At 34.8% G+C, this 19,672-nt stretch carries 14 protein-coding genes; 9 read left to right on the forward strand and 5 right to left on the reverse strand.

Going from position 1 to position 19,672, the window contains the following annotated elements:
- Positions 1-158: 158 nt before the first annotated feature.
- Positions 159-641 (forward strand): hypothetical protein, encoded by a 483-nt coding sequence (locus tag FNW52_RS09860; protein ID WP_143377298.1) that lies wholly within the window; start codon positions 159-161, stop codon positions 639-641.
- A gap of 265 nt (positions 642-906) precedes the next feature.
- Here FNW52_RS09860 and FNW52_RS09865 read toward each other — a convergent pair whose 3' ends face one another.
- Entirely contained in the window at positions 907-1,674 is a 768-nt protein-coding gene (locus FNW52_RS09865) for a TSUP family transporter (protein ID WP_143377299.1), read from the reverse strand.
- Positions 1,675-1,910: 236 nt separating this feature from the next.
- Between FNW52_RS09865 and FNW52_RS09870 the strand changes: the two genes are divergently transcribed.
- Positions 1,911-2,432 (forward strand): hypothetical protein, encoded by a 522-nt coding sequence (locus FNW52_RS09870; RefSeq protein ID WP_143377300.1) that lies wholly within the window; start codon positions 1,911-1,913, stop codon positions 2,430-2,432.
- 176 nt (positions 2,433-2,608) lie between these two features.
- On the opposite strand, the gene FNW52_RS09875 is transcribed toward FNW52_RS09870, so the two are convergent.
- Entirely contained in the window at positions 2,609-3,508 is a 900-nt protein-coding gene (locus tag FNW52_RS09875) for a patatin family protein (RefSeq protein WP_143377301.1), read from the reverse strand.
- A 97-nt stretch (positions 3,509-3,605) separates the two neighbouring features.
- The gene (locus FNW52_RS09880; protein WP_143377302.1) at positions 3,606-5,669 is read right to left on the reverse strand and encodes a M1 family metallopeptidase; all 2,064 of its coding nucleotides are present in this window, start codon (positions 5,667-5,669) and stop codon (positions 3,606-3,608) included.
- A gap of 164 nt (positions 5,670-5,833) precedes the next feature.
- Here FNW52_RS09880 and FNW52_RS09885 point away from each other — a divergent pair, with 164 nt between their 5' ends.
- Entirely contained in the window at positions 5,834-6,343 is a 510-nt protein-coding gene (locus FNW52_RS09885; RefSeq protein WP_143377303.1) for a hypothetical protein, read from the forward strand.
- 27 nt (positions 6,344-6,370) lie between these two features.
- On the opposite strand, the gene FNW52_RS09890 is transcribed toward FNW52_RS09885, so the two are convergent.
- Positions 6,371-6,919 carry a DUF1697 domain-containing protein gene (locus FNW52_RS09890; protein WP_143377304.1) on the reverse strand — a complete coding sequence of 183 codons (549 nt, stop codon included), beginning with the start codon at positions 6,917-6,919 and terminating at the stop codon, positions 6,371-6,373.
- Between the two features lie 59 nt (positions 6,920-6,978).
- Entirely contained in the window at positions 6,979-7,425 is a 447-nt protein-coding gene (locus FNW52_RS09895) for a YhcH/YjgK/YiaL family protein (RefSeq protein WP_143377305.1), read from the reverse strand.
- A 192-nt stretch (positions 7,426-7,617) separates the two neighbouring features.
- Here FNW52_RS09895 and recG point away from each other — a divergent pair, with 192 nt between their 5' ends.
- From recG to pheT, 6 genes are all read left to right on the forward strand, one after another.
- A complete protein-coding gene (recG, locus tag FNW52_RS09900; protein WP_143377306.1) occupies positions 7,618-9,723 on the forward strand; it encodes an ATP-dependent DNA helicase RecG in 2,106 nt (701 codons plus the stop codon).
- Between the two features lie 523 nt (positions 9,724-10,246).
- Positions 10,247-11,305: an efflux RND transporter periplasmic adaptor subunit gene (locus tag FNW52_RS09905; protein ID WP_143377307.1), complete on the forward strand. Its 1,059-nt coding sequence runs from the start codon at positions 10,247-10,249 to the stop codon at positions 11,303-11,305.
- Positions 11,306-11,570: 265 nt separating this feature from the next.
- A complete protein-coding gene (locus tag FNW52_RS09910; RefSeq protein ID WP_143377308.1) occupies positions 11,571-14,669 on the forward strand; it encodes an efflux RND transporter permease subunit in 3,099 nt (1,032 codons plus the stop codon).
- Positions 14,670-14,867: 198 nt separating this feature from the next.
- A complete protein-coding gene (locus tag FNW52_RS09915; RefSeq protein WP_143377397.1) occupies positions 14,868-16,178 on the forward strand; it encodes a TolC family protein in 1,311 nt (436 codons plus the stop codon).
- Between the two features lie 26 nt (positions 16,179-16,204).
- Complete coding sequence (locus tag FNW52_RS09920) at positions 16,205-17,068, forward strand: bestrophin family protein (protein ID WP_143377309.1); 864 nt, start codon at positions 16,205-16,207, stop codon at positions 17,066-17,068.
- A 105-nt stretch (positions 17,069-17,173) separates the two neighbouring features.
- Entirely contained in the window at positions 17,174-19,594 is a 2,421-nt protein-coding gene (gene pheT / locus FNW52_RS09925; protein WP_143377310.1) for a phenylalanine--tRNA ligase subunit beta, read from the forward strand.
- The last annotated feature ends 78 nt before the right edge of the window (positions 19,595-19,672 follow it).

Raw genomic sequence — 19,672 nt, forward strand, 5'->3', positions numbered from 1 at the left:
ATTTTTATTTGTTGTAGATTTTTTAATTGGTTCTTAATAAGGCTGTTTTATGTAGAAAATTGCCAACTAAATATAAATACTTAATCTATCAATAGAAGCAATTTATTTGTAAATTAGCAATGAAAATTACCGCATTTATTCACCAAATATTTACTACTATGAAAAATCTAGCCCTATTTTGTTTGCTATTGACTTGCATTGTACTCGAAAGCTGTAAAAAAAATGAAAACCCAAAAGACCCTGGAGCTATCAAATCCCAGTCTGAAGAGCCGATAAACGTATCGTGCTACAAAGCGTTGTATGAAAGTGATACTGTTGAATTAAAAATCAACGCTTTAAAAAACGGAAAAGTAACCGGGGATATGGTAATGAAAATTCTTGATATGCCGAAAAAGGTTGGAAAAATCAACGGAGAATTCCGAGGAGATACATTATTTGTGGACTACTCGTTTTATCAGGGAGCGAATGAAAAAAAAATATTCAAAAATCCAATGGCAATGCTAAAAAAGGGAGACGAACTTATTTTAGGCAGTGGAAAAATAGAAACCTACTTGGGAAGGTCTTATTTTGCTAAAGACACCCCTATAGATTTTGAAAAAGTGAAATATAAATTTACAACTGTGAATTGCGTCGATAAATGATGTACTAAAGTGATTACATTTTTTGAGTTTGCTACGTTTCTAATTATTTATCTTAACTGATAATAACGTCCGTTAAGTCTTTGCGAGGAACGAAGCAATCTCATTAGTATATCCGTTCCAATAATCAATTGGGGTTTGCTCTTGTTAGTGAGATTGCTTCGTTCCTCACAAAGACTCAGATTGTGGATTTGTATTGCGTGCTATTCTTTGCATGCACGGAATGCACACGAGCTTTAGCAAACTGACGAAGTAAATAATTCTAGTGTTACTTAAAAAACACATCATAGCCAAAACGAATCAGCGTACCGATCACGACGACTAAAAAGAAGATTCGGATGAATTTGTTTCCTCGATTGATGGCTAGTTTCGCACCAATCCACCCTCCTACTGCGTTGCTGGCGGCCATGGGTAAGGCGATTGCCCAAATGATTTTGCCTTTGAGCATAAACAAACAAATGGAACCAAAATTGGTGGCGAGATTGACCATTTTGGCATTGGCGGAGGCGTGCAAGAAGTCAAATCCCATGATGGCGATGAAGGCCACAACGAAGAAGCTTCCGGTGCCTGGACCTATGAATCCGTCGTAAAAACCCACCACAAAACTGATTCCTACGGCATTGAATATTTGGGTTTTTGGCGAAATATCTTTGACTTGGTGCTGTCCGAAATTCTTTTTGGCATAGGTGTAAATCGCTAATAATGATAGCACTACAAGTAATAAGGGTTTCATAAAATCATTGCTCACGTAGGTCAATAAAGTTGATCCCAAAAAGGCAGATGGAAAGGCCAGCAGCATCATAATACTCAAGATTTTCCAATTGATATCGACTTTTTTCATGTATTGGTAGGCTGCAAATGCGGTTCCGCTAAAGGATGGAATTTTGAGAGATCCTATCACGGTAGACACCGGTAGATTGGGTAACAGTATGAGTCCCATGGGCGTTTGTATGAGTCCTCCACCACCTACAACGGCATCTATGAATCCTGCGAAAAAGGCGGTTAAACAAAGTAATACGATGATGTAGGTTTCCATATAATTTAATTTCGATTCGGAATGTTTTTTGTCGAGTTCAGCGCAATGTCATTGAGTAGAGCTTCATTTTTCTCGCAAAGGCGCAGAGCCGCAAAGTTTAAAACTGCATTCTTCGCGTCTTAGCGCCTTTGCGAGAGATCACAAAAATACCAATCCACTTTTTATTATTGTCATAATTTAGGCATTGATTTAGATGTAAAAAAGATTATTTTTGCTTTTTTTAAATAAAAACAAAAATGGACACATCAAAAATACTGGAATTACTGAGTTATACCGTACCTGCAATCATCACTGGACTGGTTGCTTATAATTTTTTTAATATTCATACCAAAAACGAAGAAGGAAGACGCCGTTATTTACTGAGTAAAGAAGCTCAGAAAAACGCTTTCCCAATACGTTTGCAGGCTTATGAGCGTATGACTTTGTTTTTGGAACGCATGAGTCTTGCTAATTTATTGATTAGAATTCCGCCTATTTCTAACGATAAAAATGATTATTCAAATTTTGTAATTGCTCAAATCGAACAAGAATTTGAACACAATTTAGCCCAACAAATTTACATGACTGATGAGTGTTGGACTATCATTACAACTGCTAAAAATGCTACGATTCAGATGATTCGCAAAGGAGCAATCATGGATACCGTTATTAATGCCGATAGTTTAAGAGAAGCGCTTTTGAACGAATTACTTGAAAAACAAACACCAAGTAATGCCGCTTTGGGATATATCAAAAAAGAAGTAAGCCAGATGTGGTAATAGTTTTTTTTTGAAGACTCTAAGTTTTTGAGAATCTTAGCTTCTAAGTCTTTTAGGTTCTAATTTTATTTGTCATTTCGACGAAGGATAAATCATACCAAGTGAGTAGCTAATGTGACTTTTCCTCCGTCGGAAATTACAAAACATGGGTGTTTAGCATTTTTTTAGCATCTAAATCACCTAATTTGGCTCATGATTTCGCTTTTATTTTGCGCATAATCATACCCTTGTTGCCACCATTTTTTCATTTTATTTTGATTAAAAATGAGTGCGTTGTTGGTAAGTTTGGTTGGTGTGTAGTATAAATTGAGTTTTACGTTTTTATTCTTTGCGGCGAGTTTTCCGTTTAGTAAATCCAGTTTCCCTACTTGATCTAACGTAAATAAAAATAGATCAATCAGCAATGAAAAGGGGTTTTTCCCTAAGATTGTTTTGGTTATGCTGATTTCGGTTTCTAGAATAATAACGTCAATTTCGGTAGCTCCTCTGTTTATCGCCTCTGTGATAGGAATTAAACTGGAAAATCCACCATCTCCATATTCGCAGCCCTCTTTTTTGACGATACTCATAAACGGGACGTAATTACTCGAGATCCAAATCCAATCGCAAAACTCCTCATAAGTGCAGTTTTTTATTGACTTATATTCGGCTTCATTTTTAGAAATATTAGTAACGGTTACCACCACATCAGTTGACAATGATTGCAAGTATTTGAATTCAGCAACCGAAAGATTAGCTTTAATAAAATCACGCAATTTTCTGCTTTCTCCAAAAGTTCTTTTGCCCCTAAAAAATTGTCGAACTACATTGAAATGATTAATGGTTACATACTCTATTCCCTTTTTTCTTTTGATAATAAACGGATTAATATCAAATATCTGATTCATATTAACATTGGTGTAGATAGAATGGAGCTTGTCGATATTTCCTAAAGCCAAGTGTGAAATTAGTAAACTCCCTGTTGAAGTTCCAATAAACAAATCATAGGTATATCCTTTATTTTGCAATAAATATTGGGCGACACCACCTGCAAATGCACCCTTACTTCCTCCACCAGATATGACTAATGCCCGCATGATTTTTGATTTTTGATTAACGATTTTTGATTGAATTGAATTTATTTGATTTTCTGACATCTGAATTCTTAAATCGTTAATCAGAAATCTTAAATCTTCATTCCTTCAACAATCGATCCAATTGAAATTGTTCTTTTTCGTTTAAACTGGGTAATATGGTTTGGAAAGTGATTCTGATTTCAGGGTTTTTTAATAAAATACGAATATTATCCCTTCCAAATTTAGAAAATTGCCACATATGATGTGTAGTGGCATTGACTAAATTTTTTAAAATCGCCTCATTGATCACGTTGAAATTGATTAGGTATTCTAAGGCATTTTGTCGGGTTGTGGCTTCGTAATTCGGAGATGAATAGTTGATTAATTCTTGTAGGTACGTTTCTTTATTGGCGGTATATTTGGGTGTTGAAACAGCCAATGACAACCACAGAATCCGTAAATTGAAATCATTAAAACCCATCCAATCTTTTGATTTTTCTAAATAATCGACTCTTTTATTTTCAAAGTTATTCCATAAATAATAGAGTGCAGATTCTTGTGTTTGATAGGATTTGTCGTTGAGTAATGTTTCATATTCGGTTCTGAACTCTTCAGGTATTTTTTGGAGCGTGCTGGCCACCGCTTGGCGAACTTGTAGATTTTGGGTTTGCAAAGCCAATCGTAACAGCTCTTTTTTGTCTTCAAATTTCTCTTTCATGAGTTGACCTACAATAGATGATTTTGCAGTAAAGTAAACACCGGATTGTAGTGTTTTTTCGAAAAAAGGATATTTCTCGGCAAGTGGTTTGTTTCTTAGTTTTGCTACTTCCAGTTGAACCTTCATTGTATTGTTTTTGGATAATAAAGCATTGGCTATCTCACTATTAAATCCAGCTGTTTCAAGCCATACTTTGCTGAAATTTTGCAGATCATAATTGGACACTTTTTTGATTTCGTCAAAGAAATTTTGGGTAGTAACGGTTTGATAGGCGTATTTCTGGAGGTAATTTTTCACGGCTTTTTTAAAGGCTTTCTCCCCTATTCCTTCTCGTAAAACATGTAATGCCCAAGCGCCTTTTTGATAAAAGGATAAAGAACTTGCTTTGGCACTCAGCACCGGAATCGTATCGGTTTTGGCCGCTTGTTTGAGTTGCAGTGATGACTCGTATAATTTAGAATAAAAATAATCGTCGCCATAGATTTCTTTTTCGGCCAGCAAAGCATAATAAGTAGCAAAACCTTCCTGTAGCCAATGGTCTTTTCCGCTTTGGGCAGTAATTAAATCCCCAAACCATTGGTGTGCCAGTTCGTGAGCATTGACATTGGTATAACTTCGGTCTTCAAAACCAATGGTATCAACGACATAGCGGGTTGTAAATATAGTGGAGCTTGTGTTTTCCATTCCGGCATAGAGAAACTCAGAGACAGGAACTTGTCTGTAGATTTTCCAAGGGTACTTCACTCCTATTTCCTTTTCCAGATAATCAAAGATTTGTTTAGAATAGCGATAGGTTGGCTCATGTTTGGCAGTATCTTTCGGGGCGATGTACATTTGTAATGGAGTTCCTGATTTTGCTTTCAGCGTACTTTTTTCAAATTTTCCAATGGCAACCATCAGTAAATATGAACTCATTGGCTTTTTCATTTGATAAGTCCAATGTGTCATATCTTTATCTTCGATTTTGTTTTTTAAAATGCCATTGGATAACACTTGATATTTAGAATCAAAAGTAACCTCCATATTAAAAATCACTTTCTCATTGACATCATCAAAACTAGGAAACCAATGGCTAGTGTATTTTCCTTGTCCTTGTGTCCAGATCTGCAAATTATCTGTAACCTCCGAACCCACAAAGTATAGGGTTTGTTTGGGTTTGGCCTCGTATGTAAACTGTATGAAATTTTTGCCTTTTTGGAACGGATAAATTAAAAGTAATTCTTTTCCATTGGTTTTAAATGATATTTTTTTTTGATTCAGCGCCACTTCAGAAAACGTCATATTTTGTGCATCAATTTTGATGGTGTCAACGGGTTTCAGCACTTCAAAGGAATAGGTAACAACACCAGTAATGCTTTTGGTATTTGTATTAATGGTAATATGCCCTTTAACGGTTTTAAAATCAACCGATTTGGTTTGTTGCGCGAATGCAAAGGTGGAGAGAAATAGGAAAAGGTATTTCATTAAATTAAATTTGACGCTTAAGTTATCAAAGTTACAAAGGTTTGACCAACAAATCGAACTTAATTTGTAAGTTTACTTCCGAAATAAAATTACATAAAACCATTCAAAAAGAAAGCTCTATTTAATTGAATCCACTGAACTCCCGCGAAAATAAAATTTAAGTTATGGTAGCCAAAAAACACAGTACAGCATTAGAAAAAGTTTTATTTTTTTTAAACGAGATTGGGATTGATATTGTCGAAAAAGAATTAGATACAACTACTTTTTTGCCAGGCTTATGTTTGGGATCTAATTGTATTTATATTGATTTTGAGAAATTATTATATCCTGGAGATATTTTGCATGAAGTAGGACATTTAGCCGTTACCACTGCATCCGAAAGGAAATTGGTTGAAACAGCAGCCATGCCGAAAGATTGGCCTACTCAGGGAGATGAAATTGGCGCCATTTTATGGTCGTATGCCGCCATTTGTCATTTGGAATTACCTCTGGAATTTGTTTTTCATCCCAATGGATATAAAAATAACTCGGATTGGTTTATTTCTAATTTTAAAAGCGGAAACTACATCGGGTTGCCTTTTCTGGAATGGGCAGGACTTACTTTGAGTAAAAATCGAGCTGCAGTTGAAGGCAAAAAGGCATTTCCTATAATGCAAAAATGGTTGAGAGATTAAGTTATGGAAGAATTAATCTATTTTAAATTATAAACGCTCCTCATACATTTTCAACAACTGAGTCACAGTATTCCAATTTCGAATTGTTGCCGTTACATTTAGTTTTTTCTCGATGTATTTTTGGTCAAACCTTGTTTTTCCAGCTCCCACAGCGTATTTAATGTAGATTCTGCTTTCGTCAATGCTGGCTTCGTCTGGTTTGAATTGGCTAATTTTCAAATCGTTGATACTGTCGCTTCGTAGAGCCATAGAAATAAATGCTACATATAATTTTTTGGTGTCAACTTCCTTTTCTTTCAAAAAAGTATTGTTTTTTAAACAGTTTTCTAAATCCGTTTTTCCGATAACGACGATAGGTACCTCGTGCCCAAAAACCTTGAAAATTTCTTGCTTGATTTGAAATCCTACTTTTGCTGAATTTTCCTCGTCAGTATCCACAAAAACATTTCCGGATTGTATATAGGTTTGCACATTTTGAAAACCAATGGCTTCTAAAGTCGTTTTCAAAGCGTCCATTTTTATCATATTGTGACCAGAAACATTGATGCCACGAAGGAGTGCGAGATGAGTTGTCATTTTTTATTTTTTTAGTACTGCAAAAGTATTGTGTTTATTAGCAATAAATAAGGAGATTGTTAAATTTTTACCTTTACAACCACTTTTTTTACTTTCGAAATTTGATCCGCTTTTACACCAGGTCTATGAAGATCCTCCGGAAAAAACAGAGTAAACATTCCTTCTTCAACTCTAATTAATGAAGTATCTCCTTCATAGAAAGTATAATCTTTTTCTAAGTTTTCTTCAACAGCAACATGATTTGTCAATGGAGTAAATCCGATAAGTTCGACACCTTGAATAACATATTGAATATCGATATACTTATGGTGTCCTTCTAGAACACAATCTTTCTCTTCCTTAGTATCATATTCTTGAACGATTGCAAAAATATCGTTATTGTCGATTTGATATTTCCCAGGCCCTATTATGCCCAAATCTGTATTGGTAATAAATTCAAATCCTTTAGCCAATCTTTTGGTAAGTTTGCTGTATAATCTGTAATTTTCAATTTTATCAATAACCATTTTATGTTTTTTTTGATTTCAAAGGTATTCTGAATTATAAGAATTTCCTAAACAATCCCATTTCCAAATTTCCAAACAAAAAACTATCTTCGCTTTTTATAAAAGAATAAAGAAAATAGAACAAAGAGAATAGATTCTAGAAACCAACTTCTAAAAATCTAAAATCAGCAATCTAAAATCTAAAATCACTAAATGAATAACCTCCTAGAAACTCCCATAGAATACCTCAAAGGCGTTGGTCCCAATCGGGGCGCGTTGTTGCGTAAGGAATTGGGGATTTTTAAATATGGAGATTTAGTCAATTTTTTTCCGAATCGTTATATAGACCGCACTCGGTATTACAAGATTAATGAGTTGCAAAATAATGTTGCCGAAGTGCAGATTATTGGTAAAATCATCAATATAAAAACAGTTGAATTTGGACGCAACCAAAAACGATTGGTCGCTACATTTGTAGATGATACGGGACAAATGGATCTCAACTGGTTTCAAGGACATAAATGGATTAAAGAAAGTTTAAAACTCAATGAAGTCTGTGTTATTTTTGGAAAATGTACTCAATATGGCAGCCAATACAGTATGGCACATCCCGAAATCGAGTTGTTGAGCGAACATGAAAAAAGCCTACGTTCGGCGATGCAGCCGGTTTATCCTTCGACTGAAACCTTGACTAATCGCGGGATAACGAATCGGGTGGTGAACAAAATGATGCAGCAATTGTTTCTGGAAACGCAAGCTTTGTATAGTGAAACCTTGCCTGCTTATCTAACAACTGAACTCAAGCTGATTCCCAAAAATGCCGCTTTATTCAACATTCATTTTCCCAAAAATGCTGAAATTTTGGCGAAAGCCCAATTCCGACTAAAATTTGAAGAATTGTTCTTCATTCAGTTGCAATTGATCACTAAGAATTTGATTCAGAAACATAAAATAAAAGGGCACCCTTTCACGACAGTGGGAGACTTTTTCAATGATTTTTATAAAAACCACTTGCCATTTGAGTTGACGAATGCCCAAAAAAGAGTAATCAAGGAAATAAGAACCGATATGGGAAGCAACGCCCAAATGAACCGATTACTACAAGGTGATGTGGGATCCGGAAAAACCATTGTGGCTTTTATGAGTATGCTTTTGGCATTGGATAACGGTTTTCAAGCCTGTTTAATGGCGCCAACAGAGATTTTGGCCAATCAGCATTTTATTGGATTGTCTGAATTGGCAGCTTCCTTAAATATAAACATAAAAATACTCACGGGTTCGACCAAAATTGCAGCTCGAAGAATCTTACACGAAGAACTGGAAAATGGTACTTTGCAAATACTCATCGGTACTCACGCTTTATTGGAAGACAAAGTAAAATTCCAAAATTTAGGATTGGCAGTTATTGACGAGCAACACCGTTTTGGCGTAGAACAACGCTCCAAATTGTGGAAGAAAAATACAATTCCGCCTCATATTTTGGTAATGACGGCCACTCCTATTCCAAGAACTTTGGCGATGAGTTTGTATGGAGATCTGGACATTTCAGTTATTGATGAACTGCCACCGGGAAGAAAACCCATTCAGACCGTACATCGTTTTGATTCCAATCGATTGAAAGTTTGGAAATTCATTCGGGATGAAATCGCTTTGGGTCGCCAAATCTACATCGTGTATCCTTTAATTCAAGAATCGGAAAAAATGGATTTCAAGGATTTAATGGACGGTTACGAGAGTATTTCCCGTGATTTCCCGCTACCCAACTACTCCATTTCGATTCTTCACGGAAAAATGAAACCCATCGAAAAAGATGCCGAAATGAAACGTTTCTCCGAAGGAAAAACAAATATTATGGTGGCGACAACCGTTATTGAAGTTGGTGTAAACGTACCCAATGCGAGTGTGATGATTATCGAAAGTGCAGAGCGTTTTGGATTGTCACAACTGCATCAGTTGCGAGGTCGTGTGGGACGTGGTGCCGATCAAAGTTATTGCATCTTGATGACTTCCTTCAAATTATCAAGCGACAGTAAAACCCGGATGGAAACGATGGTAAGTACCAATGACGGTTTCGAAATTGCCGAAGTCGATTTGAAGCTTCGTGGTCCGGGAGATTTGATGGGAACCCAACAAAGTGGAGTCCTCAACCTTCAAATTGCCGATATTGTCCGAGACAGGGATATTTTACTTTTGGCACGAAATTATGCCATAAAAATTTTAAAAGAGGATGCGCCTTTGCAAAAACCTGAAAACGCTATCCTTAAAGCTGTTTTTATAGAATTGACCAAAAAGAAAAATATTTGGAATTATATTAGTTAGTTTTTTTTTTTTGTAGTTAGTGAATAGCTGTTAGTAATTCAATGTCGTTTCCTTAAGCAGTTAATAACAGTTTTTGAAATAGTTGAAGTCTCATAAGCAAGCGGGATTTAATCCCGAAGGGATGAAAAGATTATAGATTAATGTAAATACCAACAAAAATCCCGAAGGGATGAAATTATATTTGGCGTTTAGTATTGAAAATGTCACCCCTTTGGGGTTTTAGAGCATTTTATTTCTGCTTTTCTATAATCGTAGCATCCCTTCGGGATTAAAAAAATCTGGCAGGCTTTAATTAAACGACATTGATTAGTAATTAGTGAAAATTAATTAGTATTTCAGTTTTAAATCGGGATCTAAGCTAACGGCTAATTACTAATCACTATAATTTTTTTAGCTAAATATTAATATTTGTATGTACAAACGTTAAATAAAAATTAACAGTTCTACTTTTCACAATTCTAAAACCTAAATTTGTGTTTTCCTTATCAAAAGGATTTATCAAATTTCTTTTACACTCTTAAATATGAAAATTAAAAATATTGTTTATGCCTTATTGATAATAGGCTTTGGTGGATTTATCGCCTATAGAATTACTTCCAATAATGCCAAAAACAGTGGTTCAAAAGACAAAGAAGGAAAAGATAAACCAATGACGGTAACAGGAATTGTGGTTCATCCTAAGACTTTTGATAATACCTTATCACTTTCGGGTTCTATTGAGGCCAATGAACAAATAGAACTTCGTTCGGAAGTTTCTGGGATTGTTGAGGGGATTTATTTTCAAGAAGGAAGTAATGTAAGCAAAGGCCAACTGTTGTTTAAAGTAAATGATATTGAATTAAGAGCGCAATTGGCTCAAACCAGTACCAAAGAAGGTTTGGCTGCTGAAAACGAAAGAAGAGCTAAATTGCTGTTACAAAAAGAAGCCATTAGCCAAGAAGAATATGATATCGCAAGAGCCGATCATAAATCAGCTCAAGCACAAAGCCAATTAATCAAAGCTCAAATTGCAAAAACATCAGTCCGTGCTCCTTTTTCAGGTAAAATTGGACTGCGTTCTATTTCTCCGGGAACCTATATTACGCCAACTGTTTTGGTAGCAAAATTAGTAAACAGCAGTAAATTGAAAATCACTTTTTCGATTCCTGAGAAATACGCTTCTCAAGTAAAGACCAATACCGTTTTAAGTTTTACAGTTGAAGGTACTACCGAAAAATTTACTGCCAAAGTATATGCAATAGAGCCCGAAGTTGCCGTTACTACTCGAACACTTCAAGTGAGAGCTATTACAGAAAACAGCCAAGGAAAATTATTGCCAGGTACTTTTGCGAAAGTTACATTGCCTTTGAATATTATTAAAGATGCCATTGTAGTACCTACAGAAGCGATTATCCCGGTTCAAAACGGTAAAAAAGTGTATATTTCTAATAAAGGGATGGCCAAAGAAGTTATGGTAGAAACAGCCACCAGAACGGATGCCTCTATCTTGGTTCTTTCAGGTTTAAAAGTGGGAGATACTCTGCTGACCAGCGGTGTTATGTCCTTAAAAAACGAAGCTCCTGTTAAAGTAATCATTAAATAAAAAAAAGATTTTTGATTTCAGATTAACGATTTTTGATTTCAGATTTTAAAAAAGGAATGTAAAATAATTCGTAGTTTTAAATCTAAAATCTTCATTCCTAAGTCAAAACAAATAACATAGTCAACTGTTAAGAGACTAAAGTGTATTAAGGCATACAAAACTTAATTTACCTAATTTTAATAGTTTAAATAAAAATAGTCGTTGCTGGCAGAAACAATCAAAAATCTGCTCCCGATAATTATCGGGACTAAAATCAAAAATCTCTATGAGTTTATCCACTTTAAGCATAAAAAGGCCTGTACTGACTATCGTTATGAACTTAACGATTATTTTGTTTGGGATTATTGGTTACACGTATCTGGGAGTTAGAGAATTCCCTTCGATAGACCCTGCACAAGTTTCGATTAGAACGAATTACACAGGAGCCAATTCGGATATTATTGAGTCTCAAATTACAGAGCCGTTAGAAAAAGCAATCAACTCGATTGATGGAATTCGAAACGTAACGTCTTCAAGTGCGCAAGGGAGTAGCACCATTACGGTCGAATTTAATTTGGATAAAAATCTGGAAGAAGCGGCCAATGATGTTCGTGACAAAGTATCACAGGCGATTCGAAATTTACCACAAGATATTGATGCACCACCTGTTGTTTCTAAGGCTGACGCCAATAGTGATGCGATTATTTCTATGACCGTTCAAAGTGACACTCGTACTGCACTAGAACTGAGTGATTATGCCGAAAATGTAATTGGACAACGACTCGAAACCATACCGGGAGTTAGTGGGGTTCAAATTTGGGGACAAAAAAGATACGCTATGCGATTGTGGATTAATCCAGAAAAGTTAGCAGCTTACGGTTGTACAGTAGCCGAAGTTCGGGATGCTTTGAATAAACAAAATGTAGAATTGCCTTCTGGGAAAATTACGGGAGACAATACCGAACTGACTGTAAAAACAGTTGGAAATCTTTCTAAACCCGAAGAATTCAATAATATTATCATTCGATCCGAAGGTGAAAAAGTAGTTCGTTTTAGTGATGTTGGTTCTGCTATATTAGGTCCTGAAAATGTAGAAACCAAAATGACACAATCAGGGACTCCCCTAGTTGGTGTGGCTATTGTACCACTTCCAGGAGCCAATTATTTGGATATTGCAAGTGAATTTTACAAACAATTCGAACGTTTAAAAAAGGATTTACCCAGTGATATCAAATTAAATATAGCCATTGACAATACGGTTTTTGTAAAGAAATCGGTTATCGAAGTAGCCGAAACACTAGGAATATCAATCCTATTGGTGATTTTAATTATCTTTTTGTTTTTTAGAGATTGGGCCATTGCCTTTAGACCTTTAATCGATATTCCTGTTTCCTTGATTGCAACATTCTTTATTATGTGGCTTTTCGGATTTTCGATCAATGTACTAACACTGCTTGCGATTGTTCTTGCAACCGGATTGGTTGTAGATGATGGAATTGTGGTAACCGAGAATATTTTCAAAAAAGTAGAAGAAGGAATGTCTCCTATCGAAGCCGCAATAAAAGGGTCTAATGAGATTTTCTTCGCCGTAATTTCGATATCCATCACTTTGGCGGCGGTATTTCTACCAGTTATTTTTCTTGAAGGTTTTGTTGGACGATTGTTTCGAGAGTTTGGTGTGGTCATTGGAGCTGCGGTATTGATTTCTGCTTTTGTGTCTTTGACATTGACACCGATGTTGAATGCCTATTTGATGAAAGGTGGTGAACAGAAAAAATCTAAATTTTATATTCGAACTGAACCATTTTTTGTAAAGTTAAATAGTGGTTATGCTGATGCACTTGCTCGTTTTATGAAAAGGAAATGGTTGAGTTTCCCAATTCTTATTGTTTGTTTTGGATTGATTTACTTGTTTTTTAATCTTTTGAAAAAAGAAACAGCACCTTATGATGATAGAAGTGGTTTCGTGATGCGTATGACAACACCAGAAGGAGCTTCTTATGAGTACACGGATCGTTTCATGCAGGAAATTTCCAAATTGGTAGATGACTCTATTCCAGAAAAAAAAGTAAGTTTGGTAATTACTTCTCCAGGTTTTGGATCTTCTTCTGTTAATAGTGGTTTTATACGAGTATCATTGATACAACCCGATCAAAGAAAAATGTCCCAAAAGGAAATTGCTGATAAATTAACAAAATTGACCAGTCAGTATTCTGAGGCCAAAACATCGGTAATTGAACAGCCAACTATTGCAGTAAATAGACGTGGTGGTTTACCGGTTCAATACATTATTCAGGCTCCAAATTTTGAGAAATTAAGAGAAAAAATTCCATTGTTTATGGAAGAAGCAGCAAAAAGTGATGTTTTCTCTGTCACGGATGTGAATTTGAAATTCAATAAACCCGAAATCAACGTTTCGATTGATAGAGCGAAAGCCGAAAGTTTAGGAATTTCTGTAAAAGATGTTGCCCAAACCTTACAGCTTTCCTTGAGTGGTCAACGTTTTGGGTATTTTATAAGAAACGGAAAACAATATCAAGTAATTGGTCAATTTGAAAGAGAAGATCGTTCAAAACCTTTGGATTTAACATCGATGTATGTCAAAAACAATAAAGGGGAACTGATTCAAATGGATAATGTGGTTAAAATCGAAGAAGAAAGCAATCCTCCACAATTGTATCATAACAACCGCTACATGTCGGCAACGGTTTCTGCAGGTCTCGCTCCAGGCAAAAGTTTAAGCGAAGGAATTGATGCAATGAATGAAATAAAAGCCAAAGTACTTGATGATTCATTTACTACCGATTTGGGAGGGGAATCCAGGGATTTTGTCGAAAGTAGCTCGAATACTTCTTTCGCTTTTGGATTGGCTTTATTATTGATTTTTCTAATATTAGCTGCCCAATTTGAAAGTTTTATTGATCCTTTTATTATCATTTTGACTGTGCCAATGGCAGTTGCAGGAGCTTTATTTTCACTTTGGTTATTCAATCAAACGTGGAATATCTTTAGCCAGATCGGAACCATTATGCTAATTGGATTAGTAACCAAAAACGGAATCTTGATCGTCGAATTTGCCAATCAATTGCGGGAACAAGGCAAGCCTAAATTGGAAGCCATTTTAGAAGCTTCAGAATCAAGGTTACGTCCGATTTTGATGACCAGTTTGGCCATTTCGTTGGGAGCATTGCCCATTGCATTGTCTCTGGGTGCTGCTGCTACGAGTAGAATTGGAATGGGAGTTGTCATTGTGGGAGGAACTATTTTCTCTTTGGTGCTTACTTTATTTGTAATTCCAGCGCTGTATCTAATGTGGTCTAAAGCTCGTAAACATTATCCTGAATTTGATCATATTGATGAATATGAAAAAGAGGTTAAAAAATAGTTTGTCCGAATAAATTAAAGATTTTCCCCAGTTAGAATGGGAAATAAATTTTTAAAGAATAAAAAAATTAGCCACGAATTACACGAATTTACGCGAATTGCCTAAATTTTAAAATGAATTAATTCGTGAATAATTAGTGTCATTCGTGGCAATATAATAACAATCCACTCTATATGTGGTAAAATAATACAGATTATGATGAATACAAAACTGTTTTTTAAAAGCCTGCTGTTGTTTTTGTTTTGCTTTGCAATAGGAAATGCACAGGAAATCTTGACTCTAGAAAATGCAATTAAAATTGCATTGGACAACAATTACGAAATAAAAATTGCAGACAATAATTTAAAAATCAACCAAACCAATGTGGCAATCGGGAATGCAGGAATGCTGCCTTCTATAAATGCTGTTGCTTCAGACAATAAGAGTATTCAAAACACCTCTCAAACCAGAGCAGATGGCACTACGGTAAACTTAAAAAATGCCGAAAATAATAGTTTGAATTATGGAGTAGCTTTGGATTGGACCATTTTTGATGGTTTAAAAATGTTTGCCAAATACGATCAATTGAAGGAATTGCAAAACAGAAGCGATGCCCAATTAAAAATGACTATTATCAACAAGGTAAGTAGTGTCAATTCGGTTTATTATGATTTGATACAGGAACAACAAAAGTTATCCGATTTGGATTCGACAATTGTTATTTCCAAAAAAAGATTAGAATTTACCAAAAATAGATACACTATCGGAAAAGGATCTAAACTGGATGTGTTGAACGCTCAGGTGGATTTGAATACGGATTTGGGTAATTTATTAAAAGAAAAACAAACCTATTCTAATGCCAAAACGCTCTTGAACCAGTTATTGGCTAGAGATTTGAATACCGATTTTAAAGTCTCTCAAGGAATTAATGTAGATAGAAAACTGCAATTATCCGAATTGATGGCATTGACTGAAAAGCAAAATCCAGAATTAGTGATGCAAATTATCAATAAAAAAGTATCCGAATTAGACTTGAAACAAATCAAAGGGGAGCGTTATCCAACGGTTAAAGTAAACACAGGTTACAATTTTAATGAGTCAAAATCGAGTCTTGGGTTTAATACGCAATCGTCTGCACATGGATTAAATTATGGTTTTACGGCTTCATTAAACTTATTTGATGGCGATGCGCAAAATAGAAATGAAAAAATTGCCAAAATGCAAATAGACAATTCAAGTTTGGCTATCGAACAGCAAACCATTAGTTTGCGTTCCAATTTGACGGTTGCCTTTCAAATTTATTTGACCAATTTAGATTTGATAGATTTAGAGGAAAGTAATACGGCTATTTCAAAACAAAATCTTGAAATAACAGCCGAAAAATTCAAAATAGGAACCATCACTTCGGTCGAGTTTAGAGCGGCCCAATTAAACTATATCAATTCCAGAATTCGTTTGACGAGTGCTCAATTTCAAGCCAAATTATCCGAAATTACACTAAGAGAATTAGCGGGTACTCTTAATTTTTAACTATTTTTGACAGCAAAAAAAACAGAATGGTATCCTACAATCCTAAAATTTGGTTCGCCTATATATTTCGTATTCACAGATCTGATACTTTTAGAAAACTATTCCCCTTATTACTTTTAATTGCCCTTTATTCGGGGGTAATTGCCTATTTTGAGATTGAATATTTCAAATTGGATGAAACAAGTCACGTAAAAAACCTTTTTGTAATTCATACTACATTGGGTTTCGTTATTTCTTTATTATTGGCCTACCGAATCAATTCTGCCTATGATCGTTGGTGGGAAGGACGTAAATTATGGGGGGCTTTGGTCAACAATAGCCGAAATTTAGCCATCAAACTTTCTGTTATATTGAAGGATGAAAAAGATTTGGCTTATTTTAGAAAATTAATTCCAAGTTACGCTTCGATTTTAAACAAGCATTTGAAAGATGAAGAAACGAGCATGCAATTGTTTGAGCATGTTGATTTAGCACTAGATCATCACAAACACAGACCCAATCAAATAGCAAAAATGTTGTTTCAAAAAATTAATGATCTGTATGTTACTCATAAAATTTCGGGAGAGCAATTGATTATTTTAAACAATGAGATTCAATCTTTTACCGATATTTGCGGCGGCTGTGAGCGTATCAAAAACACACCTATCCCCTATTCTTACAGTACTTTTATCAAAAAGTTTATCTTTATTTTCGTCTTAACGCTTCCTTATGCTTATGTTTTTACTTTGGGGTATTACGTAATTCCAGTTGTGACTTTTATCTTTTATGTATTGGCAAGCATCGAATTAATTTCCGAAGAAATTGAAGAGCCTTTTGGATATGATGACAACGATTTGCCTACATCAAAAATTTCTGAAAATATTAAAAAACATATTGAAGAAATATTATAAAGACAGTATTAAAAATTTGTTCAGCTTAGTTGCAAATTTTGGGACGAACTAACTTTGAACCTCAAGAAACATTGATTATATTTGCAATCTTGAAAAAAACATAAAATGAAGATATCTTACAACTGGTTAAAACAGTTCATTAAAATAGATTGGAAATCCGAAGAAACATCGGCTTTATTAACAGATTTAGGTCTTGAAGTAGAGATAGTTGAAAAATATCAATCTGTAAAAGGAGGACTAGAAGGTATAGTTGTAGGACATGTACTTACTTGTATTCCTCATCCCGATGCTGATCGTTTAAAAATTACTACGGTTGATTTAGGTGATGGATTTCCTTTACAAATTGTTTGTGGTGCTTCTAATGTTGATGCAGGACAAAAAGTAGCTGTTGCAACAATTGGAACCGTATTATATGACAAAGACGATGTTGCTTTTACCATTAAAAAAGGAAAAATTAGAGGACAAGAAAGTCATGGAATGATTTGTGCCGAAGACGAATTGGGTCTTGGCGAAAGTCATGACGGAATTATGGTTCTTGACGAATCAATTCCAGCTGGGACTTTGGCTGCTACTGTTTTCAAAATCGAAAATGACGAAGTTTTTGAAATAGGATTAACGCCTAACCGTGCCGATGCAATGAGTCATTTGGGAACTGCAAGAGACTTAAGAGCTGGATTTTTGCAAAGAGGAATCAATGTAGAATTGATTACGCCATCTGTAAGCAATTTTAGAGTTGACAAAAGAACTTTAAAAATTGATGTTGATGTCAAAGAGATTCAACTTGCACCAAGATATTGTGGAGTTACTATTTCGGGTATAACTGTTAAAGAATCGCCTGAGTGGTTGAAAAACAGATTAAAAGCTATTGGAATCAACCCTAAAAATAATATTGTAGATGTTACCAATTATGTGTTACATGATTTAGGCCAACCGCTACATGCTTTTGATGCATCAAAAATCAACGGTAAAATTATTGTACAAACACTTCCGGGTGGAACTAAATTTACCACTTTAGATGATGTAGAAAGAACTTTACATGAAGAAGATTTGATGATTTGTGACGAAAAAGGTCCACTTTGTATTGCGGGAGTTTTTGGCGGAAAAAAATCAGGGGTTTCAGAAACCACGAATTCTATTTTCTTAGAAAGTGCTTACTTTAATCCTGTAAGCATTAGAAAATCGGCCAAAAGACATCAATTAAATACGGATTCTTCTTTTAGATTTGAAAGAGGAATTGACCCAACCATTACAGAATATGCTTTAAAAAGAGCGGCCTTATTGATTCAAGAAGTGGCTGGTGGTGAAATCACATCGGATGTGATTAATATTTACCAAAAGAAAATTGAAGATTTTGCGGTATTTTTAAACTTCAAAAATGTGGCACGAATTATTGGTCAAGAAATACCAAAAGATAACATCAAGCAAATTTTGGCTTCTTTAGAAATTAAAATAAATAGCGTTTCAGATGCTGGTTTGGGATTGGTAATTCCTGCTTATAGAGTTGATGTACAGAGAGAAATTGATGTAATTGAAGAAATTCTACGAGTATACGGTTACAACAATATTATTTTTTCTAAGAAATTAAATGCTACCGTTTGTAATTCTCCAAGAAATGAGGATTATAAAGTACAAAATAGTGTGGCTACCCAATTGAATTCTCAAGGTTTTCACGAAATGATGGCCAATTCATTGACTACAGCTTCGTATGTGCAACTTTCAGAAACCTTGAAAGAGGAATACAATGTAACGATGTTGAATCCGCTAAGTAGTGATTTAGCTACAATGCGTCAGTCGTTACTGTTTTCTGGGTTGGAAGCTATATCCTATAATATTAACCGTAAAAATTCAGAATTAAAATTATTTGAATTCGGAAAATCATACCATAGATTCCTTTCTGGTTATGAGGAAATTAAGCACTTGACGCTGTTTCAAACAGGAAATAGAAACCAAGAGAATTGGACAAATGCACAAAAACCTTCTGATTTCTTTTTGTTTAAAGGATATGTCCAAAGTGTTTTGTCTCGATTGGGTATTGCAAAAGCAAAAAGTGTAGCAGTTACTACTGATGTTTTCTCAGAAGGAATTGCTCTAGGTTTAGGAAACGACATTTTAGTTGAATTTGGAGTAGTTAAAAAATCTGTTTTAAAACACTTTGGAATCAAACAAGAAGTTTTCTATGCTGATTTTAATTGGGCTGTCGTTTTAAAATTGATGTCCAGCAAAATAAAATATACTGAAATTCCAAAATATCCTGAAGTTCGTAGAGATTTAGCTTTGTTACTCGATCAAAATGTAACGTATGACAGTATTTACACTATTGCACGACAAACAGAAAAATCATTATTGAAAGACGTAAATTTATTTGATGTCTATGAAGGACAAAATTTACCCGAAGGTAAAAAATCATACGCATTGAGTTTTACAATTCAAGATAATTCCAAAACTTTGGAAGATGCTCAAATTGATAAAATTATGAGTAAACTAATAAAGAATTTTGAAACTGAACTTGGAGCAAGTTTGAGATAGGTTTGCTTTAATTTAAAAATAAAAGAAATCCTAATTCGTAATGAGTTAGGATTTTTTTTGTTTTTCATAATTTCACAA

The organism is Flavobacterium sp. ZT3R18, from assembly GCF_007097385.1.
GTDB lineage: Bacteria > Bacteroidota > Bacteroidia > Flavobacteriales > Flavobacteriaceae > Flavobacterium.

What these genes read in the sequence shown, in the direction of transcription:
- FNW52_RS09860 (WP_143377298.1), top strand. Translation starts at nt 159, where the DNA reads ATGAAAAATCTAGCCCTATTTTGTTTGCTATTGACTTGCATTGTACTC.
- FNW52_RS09865 (WP_143377299.1), bottom strand. Translation starts at nt 1,674, where the DNA reads ATGGAAACCTACATCATCGTATTACTTTGTTTAACCGCCTTTTTCGCA.
- FNW52_RS09870 (WP_143377300.1), top strand. Translation starts at nt 1,911, where the DNA reads ATGGACACATCAAAAATACTGGAATTACTGAGTTATACCGTACCTGCA.
- FNW52_RS09875 (WP_143377301.1), bottom strand. Translation starts at nt 3,508, where the DNA reads ATGCGGGCATTAGTCATATCTGGTGGAGGAAGTAAGGGTGCATTTGCA.
- FNW52_RS09880 (WP_143377302.1), bottom strand. Translation starts at nt 5,669, where the DNA reads ATGAAATACCTTTTCCTATTTCTCTCCACCTTTGCATTCGCGCAACAA.
- FNW52_RS09885 (WP_143377303.1), top strand. Translation starts at nt 5,834, where the DNA reads ATGGTAGCCAAAAAACACAGTACAGCATTAGAAAAAGTTTTATTTTTT.
- FNW52_RS09890 (WP_143377304.1), bottom strand. Translation starts at nt 6,919, where the DNA reads ATGACAACTCATCTCGCACTCCTTCGTGGCATCAATGTTTCTGGTCAC.
- FNW52_RS09895 (WP_143377305.1), bottom strand. Translation starts at nt 7,425, where the DNA reads ATGGTTATTGATAAAATTGAAAATTACAGATTATACAGCAAACTTACC.
- recG (WP_143377306.1), top strand. Translation starts at nt 7,618, where the DNA reads ATGAATAACCTCCTAGAAACTCCCATAGAATACCTCAAAGGCGTTGGT.
- FNW52_RS09905 (WP_143377307.1), top strand. Translation starts at nt 10,247, where the DNA reads ATGAAAATTAAAAATATTGTTTATGCCTTATTGATAATAGGCTTTGGT.
- FNW52_RS09910 (WP_143377308.1), top strand. Translation starts at nt 11,571, where the DNA reads ATGAGTTTATCCACTTTAAGCATAAAAAGGCCTGTACTGACTATCGTT.
- FNW52_RS09915 (WP_143377397.1), top strand. Translation starts at nt 14,868, where the DNA reads ATGAATACAAAACTGTTTTTTAAAAGCCTGCTGTTGTTTTTGTTTTGC.
- FNW52_RS09920 (WP_143377309.1), top strand. Translation starts at nt 16,205, where the DNA reads ATGGTATCCTACAATCCTAAAATTTGGTTCGCCTATATATTTCGTATT.
- pheT (WP_143377310.1), top strand. Translation starts at nt 17,174, where the DNA reads ATGAAGATATCTTACAACTGGTTAAAACAGTTCATTAAAATAGATTGG.